10 protein-coding genes are annotated in these 10,431 nt (G+C 67.0%); 1 reads left to right on the top strand and 9 read right to left on the bottom strand.

What is annotated here, in order from left to right; translation table 11 throughout:
• The first annotated feature begins 96 nt into the window (after nt 1–96).
• Complete coding sequence (locus tag OZ10_RS06185; protein ID WP_162183127.1) at nt 97–1,116, top strand: C13 family peptidase; 1,020 nt, start codon at nt 97–99, stop codon at nt 1,114–1,116.
• 424 nt (nt 1,117–1,540) lie between these two features.
• Here OZ10_RS06185 and OZ10_RS06180 read toward each other — a convergent pair whose 3' ends face one another.
• From OZ10_RS06180 to hisG, 9 genes are all read right to left on the bottom strand, one after another.
• A complete protein-coding gene (locus tag OZ10_RS06180) occupies nt 1,541–3,127 on the bottom strand; it encodes a calcineurin-like phosphoesterase C-terminal domain-containing protein (protein WP_039410243.1) in 1,587 nt (528 codons plus the stop codon).
• Between the two features lie 166 nt (nt 3,128–3,293).
• Entirely contained in the window at nt 3,294–3,914 is a 621-nt protein-coding gene (hisIE, locus tag OZ10_RS06175; RefSeq protein ID WP_039564183.1) for a bifunctional phosphoribosyl-AMP cyclohydrolase/phosphoribosyl-ATP diphosphatase HisIE, read from the bottom strand.
• Complete coding sequence (gene hisF, locus OZ10_RS06170) at nt 3,904–4,680, bottom strand: imidazole glycerol phosphate synthase subunit HisF (RefSeq protein ID WP_039564182.1); 777 nt, start codon at nt 4,678–4,680, stop codon at nt 3,904–3,906. Before hisF ends, hisIE begins: the two co-directional genes overlap by 11 nt.
• On the bottom strand, nt 4,674–5,408 hold the full coding sequence (gene hisA, locus OZ10_RS06165) for a 1-(5-phosphoribosyl)-5-[(5-phosphoribosylamino)methylideneamino]imidazole-4-carboxamide isomerase (protein WP_039410236.1): 735 nt from the start codon (nt 5,406–5,408) through the stop codon (nt 4,674–4,676). The genes hisF and hisA overlap by 7 nt, the downstream gene beginning before the upstream one ends.
• Complete coding sequence (hisH, locus tag OZ10_RS06160; RefSeq protein ID WP_039564180.1) at nt 5,405–6,007, bottom strand: imidazole glycerol phosphate synthase subunit HisH; 603 nt, start codon at nt 6,005–6,007, stop codon at nt 5,405–5,407. Before hisH ends, hisA begins: the two co-directional genes overlap by 4 nt.
• Nucleotides 6,004–7,131: a bifunctional histidinol-phosphatase/imidazoleglycerol-phosphate dehydratase HisB gene (gene hisB, locus OZ10_RS06155; RefSeq protein WP_039410231.1), complete on the bottom strand. Its 1,128-nt coding sequence runs from the start codon at nt 7,129–7,131 to the stop codon at nt 6,004–6,006. The genes hisH and hisB overlap by 4 nt, the downstream gene beginning before the upstream one ends.
• A complete protein-coding gene (gene hisC / locus OZ10_RS06150; RefSeq protein WP_039564179.1) occupies nt 7,128–8,219 on the bottom strand; it encodes a histidinol-phosphate transaminase in 1,092 nt (363 codons plus the stop codon). The genes hisB and hisC overlap by 4 nt, the downstream gene beginning before the upstream one ends.
• Complete coding sequence (gene hisD / locus OZ10_RS06145; protein WP_039564178.1) at nt 8,216–9,511, bottom strand: histidinol dehydrogenase; 1,296 nt, start codon at nt 9,509–9,511, stop codon at nt 8,216–8,218. The genes hisC and hisD overlap by 4 nt, the downstream gene beginning before the upstream one ends.
• Nucleotides 9,508–10,422, bottom strand: a complete 915-nt coding sequence (gene hisG / locus OZ10_RS06140; protein WP_039564177.1) for an ATP phosphoribosyltransferase — start codon at nt 10,420–10,422, stop codon at nt 9,508–9,510. Before hisG ends, hisD begins: the two co-directional genes overlap by 4 nt.
• Nucleotides 10,423–10,431: the final 9 nt, after the last annotated feature.

Below are 10,431 nucleotides of genomic sequence, written 5' to 3'. Positions count from 1 at the left end.
TCCATCCGTCTTCGAGAGGCATCGGCGTTGTTTTTGAGAGTCCATTCCCTGCCGCCGGCGCACCGCTTGCCTCGTCGGATCTTGGCACTGCTGGCCATGGCCGTCCTGGTGGCCGGGTGCCACCCCGATGCCGGCGCGGCCTTGCCGGCCGCGGCCGCGAACGCGGCGGCCGAGGCGGACCCGATCGACCAGGCCGCACTTGCCAAGGCGCTGACGGCGGTGCAGCCGCAGCGCCCGGGCGTGACCGATCTGTATGTAGTCGGCTTTGCCGGCGATGCCAGCGACGATGTCTTCCGCAACGAAACGCTCTACCTCAAGCAACTGTTCGAGCAACGCTTCGACGCACGCGGCCGCGTGGTCACGCTGGTCAACAACCCGGACAACCTGGGCGAGCATCCGTACGCGCCACTGGCGACCTACGACAATCTCTACGACACGCTGGCCGCCATCGGCAAGCGCATGGACCGCAAGGAAGATGCGCTGCTGCTGTTCGTGACCACGCACGGCACCGAAGACCACACGCTGTACGTGCAGGTGGACCAGAACGAAGAAGACTTCATCAGCCCGCAGGATCTGCGCACCGCGCTGGACGATGCCGGCGTCGGCAACCGCATCATCGTGCTGTCAGCCTGTTATTCGGGCGGATTCATCCCGGCGCTGCGTTCGCCGGACACCGTGATCCTGACCGCCGCGCGCGCGGATCGGCCGTCCTTCGGCTGCGGCAATACGTCCAACGCCACCTACTTTGGCCAGGCCTGGCTGATCGATGCGATGAACCGCAGCGACGACCCGCTTGCGGCCTTCGATATGGCCAGGGCTGCCATCACCGCGCGCGAAAAGCAGGACGGCGAATTGCCCTCGTTGCCGCAGCAATCGCTCGGCAAGCGCATCGCACCGATGTTGGAGCGCTGGCGCGCAGGGTTGCGGCTTGGGCCTGCCCTCGCCTATCCGTATCCGCCGGTCGACGTAGATCCGGATGCCGACGCCGAGCCGGCCAACGACGGTGACCCGGGCAGCGGCAGCAGCCCGGACGCCAGCAGCAACGTCGGCAAGGGGACGACCCCGCCGACGTCTGCTCCAACGGCCCGATCGCCACCTTCGGCCACGAAAGGCTGAGACTAATTCTCATTTCGTCGGCAATTCGATGGCCTCGCTACACTCGCCGGGCCAGCCAGCTTATGCCAGCCAGCACAGATCCCCGCCAGCGCGCCGACGCCTGCCAGCCCGGGTCCTGAGACGCCTCCCTTGTGGAGGCGTTTGTGTTTGTGCCATCGGGGTGCTGCCTGCCCGTTGGCTGCACACGCGCATGCGCGCGGCCAGCAGCCTCGGCGCGAGGCGGGCGGCCAACGGAGCACTGCGTCGCGCGCTAGCGCGGCCGGCAACACAGGCCTCACCGCACTGTCTGACCGATTCGCACAATGCCACGCACGCACCCGACCTTACGGTGCCACGTGCGGGCCCTCGATCATAAGCACGCGTGCATAAGCACGCGTGGCCACGAACCAACGCACCTCCGTGCGCCAGGCCGTCACACCGGCATCTACGGATCGGCGCGTTGCAGGCGATAGACCGTGTGGGCACCGTACTGCCCGGTGGGCAGGTGCGCGCGCACGTCCACGCGGTGCTCGCCCACCTCCAAGGTGGTCGGCAACACGCCGCGCCACAGATGTGTGGAGGGCGTCGCTTCCGGTGAGCGGTCGTACCCACGTAGCCGGTCAGCGCTATCGTCGCGCACGTTTTCCGCCAGCAGCCGCGGGTCGGCGCGCTCCTGTCGTTTCATCGGTTGCCATGCGCCGTTGTCGATGCGCATCTCCACGCGGGTATCGTCCTGCCCCATGAACACATTGGCGTAGATGCCCCAGGCCGGATACGCGCCCTGTCGCAGCACCTTGGGCGCATGCAGCAGCAGTTGCGCGTCGTCGGCTGCGCGTGCCGCGTGGTAGGCCAGGCTGTAGTCGCCATCCGGCGCCACGTTCAGCACCGCGTAGCCGTTGGGCGTGCCGTCGCTCATGGTCGCATCGGGGATGCCGTCGGCGTCCTTGACCCCCGACCAGAACGCACCGCAGGCCGCACCCACGTTGTATTCGTGCAGCGGGCGTGCGCCGTGCCAGCCTTCGTCGGCGCCGTGATCGACGTGCCGCTGCGTGTGGCTGTGCGCACTGAGCACCAGCACATGCGGGAAATCCTTCAGCAGCGCGAACAGACGGCTGCGATCGGCATGCCGGAAGGTCTCCTGCCCCGGCGCCGCATCGAACAGCGGAATATGCATACCGAGCACCAGCAGCCGCTCGCGCGGCACCTGCGCCAGGTAGTGCTGCAGGAATACGAACTGGTCCTCGCGCAGGCCGCCGACATACGCCGGCTTGCCGCCGGGGGTGTAGATCACGTCGTCCAGAAACACGAAGCTCGCATTGGCTTCTTCCACCGCATACGTGTCCGGGCCATAGACCGCGCGCCAGCTGTCCAGCGACTGCAGATCGTCGCCGGCATCGATGTTGAGGTCGTGATTGCCGGGCACGTGGAACCAGGGCACGCCCAGTTGGGTCGTGACCTTGTTCAGGGCCGGATACAGGCTCAGATCGTCGTTGACGATGTCGCCGAGCGTGGTCCCCAGGCGCGCGGACGTCTTGCCGACCAGCGGTGCCACGATATCGCGCTGGTAATAGCCCACATCGGTGAGGCTGGCGGTCTGGCTGTCGGCGAACACCAGCATGTCGAAACCGTTGCCGCCAGCGTCCGCACGCGGCGTCAGTGCGAAATCCCAGCCCTGCGTGGTGCGGCCGGTGGATGCAATGCCCTGATACTTGTGGGTCACCGAACCGCGCGGCGCATAGTGGCGCCAGAACCCGGGCAGCCCGTCGGCGGCAGGGACAAAGCGGCGATCGCCCGGCTTGATCACGAACACCGTCTGGCCATCGCGCACCGGCAGGCGGTAGCGCCCCTGTGCATCGGTGCGCACGATCTGCTCACCGTTGGACACCGCAATACCGGCAAGACCCGGCTCATCCGCACTGCGGCCGGCACGCCCGTCGCGCTCTTCGTAGACGGTGCCATCGACCATAACGTCGCGTGCGTACGCGCTGCCCCCAAGCAACCCCAGGGCCAATAGAGCGAAGCGAAGCTGCATGTGGTGTACCGCGGCAAGACCGGCGGAAATTGTACCCGCCGGCCTGCCGCGCGGTGCAGGCCCGGGAAATTACGTGTCCCGCACCGCACCGTAGGAGCGCACCGGGGCGCGACGAGCCTTGCTGGTAAAGCCCTGTCGCGCCCAGGTGCGCTCCTACGGCGCTGTGTTAGTTGTGCCGCGACTCCAGCAGTGCTACCGCGTCGCTCAGGCCCAGCCCACGCGCGCGGAGCAGCACGATCAGGTGATACAGCAAGTCGGCCGATTCGCCGAGCAGTTCGGCATCGCCCTGCACCACGCCTGCCAATGCGGTTTCCACACCCTCCTCGCCCACCTTCTGCGCGATGCGGCGAATACCCTGCTCGAACAGCTTGGTGGTGTAACTGCCATGCGGGCGCTCGTGCTCGCGCGTGGCAATCAGCGCATCCAGGCTGCCCAGGAATTGCCCCGGCGCATTCGGAAAGCAGCTGGTACGGCCCAGGTGACAGGTCGGCCCGTGCGGATGGGCCAGCACCAGCAAGGTGTCGGCGTCGCAATCGGCTTCGATGGCCACCACGCGCAGCACATTTCCCGAGCTCTCGCCCTTGGTCCACAGTTGCTGCTTGCTGCGGCTGAAAAAGGTCACTTCGCCACGCTGCTGCGTCACCGCCAGCGCTTCGGCATTCATGTAGCCCAGCATCAGCACACGCAGGGTGTCGGCGTCCTGCACGACGACCGGCAACAGCCCGTCGCCCTTGCTCCAGTCCAGCGCCTGCAAGGCGTCGCCGGTTGCCACGGTGTCACTGTCCATCACGTACCTCGATCTGTTGCGCGCGCAGGAACTGCTTGAGCTCCGGAATGGGAATGGCCCCGCTATGAAACACGCTGGCGGCCAGCGCGCCGTCCACATCGGCCTGGTCGAAGACGTCGGCAAAATGCTGCATCTCGCCGGCGCCGCCGGAGGCGATCAACGGCACCCGGCAGAGCGCACGCACCTGACGCAGCTGGGCAAGGTCGTAGCCGCGGCGCACGCCGTCGTTGTCCATGCAGTTGAGCACGATCTCACCGGCACCCAGGCGCTGCGCTTCGGCAACCCAGTCCAGCGTGCGCATGGGCAAGGCCTGCGTCTTGCTCGGGTCGCCGGTATAGCGACGCACCCGCCATTGGCCGTCGTCCTCGCGAATGGAGTCGATGCCCACCACCACGCACTGCACGCCAAAGGCGTCGGCCAGTTCGGAGATCAGCTGCGGGCGCCCGAGTGCCGGCGAGTTGATGGAAATCTTGTCGGCACCGGCGTGCAGCACCGCACGCGCCGTTTCCACATCACCAATGCCGCCAGCAACGCAGAACGGGATATCGATCAGCCGGGCCACGCGCTCGACCCAGGTGTAGTCGACCGAGCGGCCTTCCGGGCTGGCACCGATGTCGTAGAACACCAGCTCATCGGCGCCCTGTGCGCGGTAGCGCAAGGCCAGCTCGACGATGTCGCCCATGTCGATATGGTCGCGGAACTTGACGCCCTTGACCACGCGGCCATCGCGCACGTCCAGGCATGGAATGATGCGGCGGCTCAGCATGCCAATGCCTCGTTGAGATCCAGGTGTCCTTCAAGCAAGGCCTTGCCCAGCACGATGCCGGCGCACCCGGAAGCCTTTGCAGCGACCACGTCGGCCAGGTCGCGTGCACCGCCGGACACCTGCACCTGCAGCTGCGGTACCAGCCCGCGCAGGTGCGCGTACAGCGTCATGTTGGGGCCGGACAACATGCCGTCGCGCGCGATGTCGGTGCACAGCAGGTGCTGCAGGCCGGCCTGCGCGTAACGCACCGCCAGGTGATCCAGCGTGGCGTCGGCCGCTTCGGTCCAGCCATGTACCGGCAGTTGCCACACGCCATGCGCGTCCTGACGCGTATCCAGCGCAATGGTCAAGCGGTCGGCGCCGAACTCCTGCAGCCAGCCGATCACGGTGTCGCTCTCGCGCACCGCCAGCGAGCCGATGACCACGCGCGCCGCGCCGGCATCGAGGATGCGTGCCACATCGTCACGTGAACGGACGCCGCCACCGGTCTGCACCTGCAGGCCGGTCTGGCGTGCGATCTCGCCCAGGGTTGCTGCCAGGGTGTAGCCGCCGGCCTTGGCGGCATCCAGATCGACCAGATGCATCCACTGCGCGCCGGCATCGGCAAACGCCTGCGCGCGCGGCAACACGTCGTCGCCGTACTGCGTTTCGCGTGCGTAATCGCCCTGCAGCAGGCGCACCACGCGGCCGTTGCGGATATCCAGCGCCGGATAGACGGTAAAACTCATGGGAAACTCATCTCAAGAAAATTACGCAGGATGCGTGCACCGGTGTCGGCCGAGCGCTCGGGATGGAACTGCGCGCCGCACCGCAAGCCTTGCTGCACGACGGCGGTAAACAGGCCTCCGTGATCGCAGGCGGCCACGGTATCGGCCGTCACCGGCGCGGCGTAGCCATGCACGAAATAGGCGCTGGCGCGCTCCGGCAGGCCGGCAAGCAGCGCCGAGTCGCGCATTGGCACCAGCTGGTTCCAGCCCATGTGCGGGACACGGATGCCCAGTGCCGGAGTCATATGGCGCACGATGCCCGGCACCAGCCCAAGGCACTCCACATTGCCTTCTTCGGAGCGCTCGAACAGCAACTGCATGCCCAGGCAGATACCGATCAAGGGCACCTGCAGCTGCCGCAATGGCTCGACCAAGCCTTGTGCGCGCAGGCGCTTCATGGCTTCCGGTGCGGCGCCCACGCCCGGCAGGATGACCCGCTCGGCGCCTTGCAGGCCCGCCGCATCGCGCACCAGCCGCGCCTCCACGCCCAGCCGCTCCAGCGCATAACGCACCGAACCCAGATTGGCACCACCGGCATCGATCAATGCGACATCGGTCATAGCGCACCCTTGGTGGACGGCAGCGCGTTGCCTTCGCGGCGGATCGCCTGACGCAATGCGCGTGCAAGTGCCTTGAAACAAGCTTCCACCTTGTGGTGATCGTTCTCGCCACGCACGCTCAGATGCAGATTCAAGCCCGAGGCATCGCAGATGGAGCGGAAGAAATGCGGTACCAGCTCGGTGGGCATGTCGCCCACGCGCTCGCGCTTGAAGTCGCCTTCGAACACGAAATACGGCCGGCCACTGAAGTCGAGCGCGGCGCTGGCGATGGTTTCGTCCATGGGCAGCGTGAAGCCATGCTGCGCGCCCGGCCCTGCTGCAAGCCAGGGGCTTTCGACCGGATCGAACCCATACCGGCCGATCCCGCGCTTGTTGCCCAGCGCCTCGCGCAGCGCCTGACCCAATGCCAGGCCGGTGTCTTCGATGGTGTGGTGCTCGTCGATATGCAGGTCGCCGTCGGCGCGGATATCCAGCGCAAAGCCGCCATGCTTGCCGATCTGCTCCAGCATGTGGTCGAAGAACGGCAGGCCGGTGGCGGTGTGCGGTTCGGCGACGCGGTCCAGGTCAAGCTCGACGCGGATTTTGGTTTCCTTGGTGTTGCGCTGAACCACCGCGCGCCGCGGCGCATCGGCCAGCTCATGGGCGATGCCGGGCCAGTCCCATTCGCCGCCGAATTCGTCGGTACGCAGCTGAAAACCGCGGATATTGAGGTTCTGCGCGAACTGGATGTCGGTGATGCGGTCGCCGACCATCGCCGAGCGTGCCCAGTCGATCGTGCGGTCCTGCAGATACGGCACCATCAGGCCGATGCCGGGCTTGCGCGTGGGGGCGTTGTCGGCCGGCCAGCTGCAGTCGATCAACACGTCACGGAACTCGATGCCCTGGCTGGCGAAGATCTGCAGCATCAGGTTGTTCGGGCCGTCGAAGGACGCACGCGGGTAGCTTTCGCTGCCCAGGCCGTCCTGATTGGTGACGATGACAAACTGATAGCCGGCGTCGCGCAACTTGAGCATGGCCGGAATCACGTTATCGACAAAGCGCAACTTTTCGTAGGCGTCGATCTGGTAGTCGGCCGGCTCGGTGATCAGCGTGCCGTCGCGGTCGACAAAAAGAATCGGGGTCATGCGGCAGCCTCCTGTGCGGTATGCAGTGCCGTCAGCACGCGCACGTTCTGTTCCGGCGTGCCCAGGGTAATGCGCAGTGCATCGTGCAACTGCGGCACTGCGCGTTGATCGCGCACCACCACGCCCGCCTCCAGCAGCGCCTGGAATGCGGTTTGGGCATCGTCGAAGCGCACCAGCAGGAAGTTGCCCTGCGAGGGGTACACCTGGCGCACGCCGGCGAGCTGCGCAAGCGCCTTGTGCATGCGCTCGCGTTCAGTACGAACCTCCGCGATGCGTCGACGTGTGACCTCCAGCGCCGGTGCAGACAAGCCCTGCTCGGCCATCGCGGCACAGGGCGTCGGCACCGGATACGGCGCCTGGCAGCGGCGTAGCAAGGCAATCAACTCGGCATTGGCGATCAGCGTACCGATACGCGCCGCCGCCAACGCGTGCGCCTTGGAGAGCGTACGCAGCACAGCGAGATTGTCGTAGCGCGCAAGCAGGCTCACTGCGGACGGCACATCGGAGAACTCGCCGTAGGCTTCGTCGACCACCACCAGCGCCTTGCCTTGCAATGCCTGCAAGGCGGTTTCGATCTCTTCGAGGCTGATCGCCGAGCCGGCCGGATTCGAAGGCGAACACAGGAACACCAACTTGGCACGCGCGGCCAACGTTGCCTCGATGATTGCCGGGATATCGGCGTGGAACCCGTCGGGCCCATCGACCAGCGGCACGTCAACCAGCGGCGCGTTCTGCAGCCGTGCGCACACGGCATACATGCCGAACACCGGCGGCGTCACCACCACCGCATCGCGCTCTGGCACGCACAGGCCGCGCACCAGCAGATCGATCGCTTCGTCGCTGCCACGGCCAATCAGCAGCTGCTCGGGCGCGCAGCCGTACAGCGCGGCCAGCGCGCCACGCAGGCCCTTGGGCTGCGGGTCGGGATAGCGTCGCGTGCTGCCTCCGGGATCGGCCGGGTTCTCCCAGGCCGATTCATTGGCATTGAGCCAGACATCGCCCTGCAGCGTACTTGTGCGCGCCGACGAATACCCGGCAAATGCGCGCAGGTCCTCGCGCACCAGATCCAGAATCGAGGACGTGCTCATGCTGCCACTCCCATGCGCAGGGCCACCGCATTGGCATGGGCATCCAGGCCTTCGGCGCGCGCAAGAATCAATGCGCACTCACCGATGCCGTCGATACCGGCCTTGCTCGCGGCCTGCACGCTCACCATGTTCTGGAAGCTGGCAACGCTGACACCGCTGTACGCGCGCGCCGCGCCGCTGGTCGGCAGGACATGGTTGGTGCCGCTGCAATAGTCGCCGAGTGCTTCCGGCGTGTAATCGCCGAGAAAGACCGAGCCGGCCGCTTCGACCTGCGCCAGCCATGCGCGCGGTTCGCGTAGCGCGAGGATCAGATGCTCGGGTGCATAGCGGTTGCTGATCGCAAAGGCGTCGTCCAGCGTCTGCACCTTGATCAGCCGCGACTGCGCCAAGGCCTGGCGTGCGATGTCGGCACGCGAGAGCTGGGCCAGTTGCGCGTCCAGCTGCACCTGCACCGCATCGATCAAGGCGTCGCTGTCGGACAGCAGCAACACCTGCGAGTCCGGGCCGTGCTCTGCCTGCGACAGCAGGTCGGCCGCAACGAACGCCGCCTGCGCGCCGGCATCGGCAATCACCAGCACTTCGGAGGGACCGGCCGGCATGTCGATCGCGGCTGCGCCGGATTGGGCCACCTGCTGCTTGGCTTCGGTGACAAAGCTGTTGCCCGGGCCGAACAGTTTGTCGCAGCTCGGCACCGACTCGGTGCCATACGCCATCGCCGCGATCGCCTGCGCACCGCCCAGCTTGAACACGCGGCGCACGCCGGTGAGCTGCGCGGCCACCAGCACCGCCGGGTCCACGCTGCCGTCCTTGCGCGGCGGCGTGCACAGCACGACCTCGCGGCAACCGGCCAGCCGTGCGGGAACGCCCAGCATCAGCGCGGTCGACGGCAACGGTGCGCTGCCTGCCGGCACATACAACCCGACCCGCCCGATCGGGCGCACGATCTTTTCGCAGACCACGCCCGGCGCAGTTTCCACGGCATAGCCGGCGCTCATGCCGGCGCGGTGGAAGGTGTCGATCCGCGCCACCGCGTCCTGCATGGCCTGGCGCAGTTCGGGGGAAACCGCGGCCTCGGCAGCGGCGAATTCGGCCTCGCTGACGATAAAACTCTGCAGCGACACGCCATCGAAGCGTGCGGTGATCTCACGCAATGCGGCATCGCCACGTGCGCGCACGTCGGCAATCAGTGCAGCCACTGCGTCGCGCGTCTGTGTGGCCACGGTCTGCACCGGGCGCGTCAATGCGTCGGTGCGCGCGGCGCTGTCGAGTTGGGACCAATCGAGAATGTTCATGCCAGCGAGCGCTCCACCGTCAACACCATCAAGCCTTGCGCACCTGCGCGTTCGAGCTCTTCCAACCGTTGCCAGGTCACCGCGCCGTGGCACATGGTCTGCAGCCGCAATGCGCCGTTGCCGTCGTCGGGCAACTGCACCAGCGGGTCGGCGTCGGGCAGCAACCGGCGCAACGCATCCACATGGGTCTGCTCGGCGCGGAACATCAGCAACTTGCTATCGCGCAACTTGAGCACGCCGTCCATGCGCCGCAGCAGCATCGCCAGCAGCGCCGCGCGTGCGTCCGCCGGCTCGCGCACGGCGCCAGCCAGTACCGCCTCACTTTCCATCACCAGCTCCACCGGCTTGAGCTGGTTGGCGGCCAGGGTGGCGCCACTGGAGACCAGATCGCAGATCAGATCGGCGGTACCCAGCCGCGGAGCGATTTCCACCGAGCCGGACAACTCCACCACGGCCGCATCGATGCCCTGCCGCTCCAGCCAGTCGGCCAGGATCGCCGGGTAGCTGGTGGCGATGCGCTTGCCCGCCAGTTGCGCCACGCCCTGCCACTCCCAGTCTTCCGGCACTGCCAGCATCAACCGGCACTGGCCGAAACCGACCCCGCGCACCGCGTGATAGGCGGCTGGCAACCCAGCGCGACGACGCGCCGAGGCCTGCTCGTCCAGCTCGTTCTGGCCGACGATCCCCAGGTCGCAGACGCCATCGGCGATCAGGCCGGGGATGTCGTCGTCGCGTACCAGCAGCAAGTCCACCGGCAGCGATTCGCCGTAGCAGAACAACTTGTCGCGGCTCTGCCGCCAGCTCAGCCCGCAGGCGGCCAGCAGGCTGCGCGCGGGCTCGGCCAGACGGCCGCTCTTCTGGATGGCGATACGCAACCGGTCACGTGCCGGTGCTGCCGTGGAAGCACTCATGTGGTTCTC

The sequence above is a fragment of the Xanthomonas cannabis pv. cannabis genome, from assembly GCF_000802365.1.
Taxonomy (GTDB): domain Bacteria; phylum Pseudomonadota; class Gammaproteobacteria; order Xanthomonadales; family Xanthomonadaceae; genus Xanthomonas; species Xanthomonas cannabis.
The sequence above is the reverse complement of the archived record's forward strand: the minus strand, read 5'-3'. Positions and strand labels throughout refer to the sequence as shown.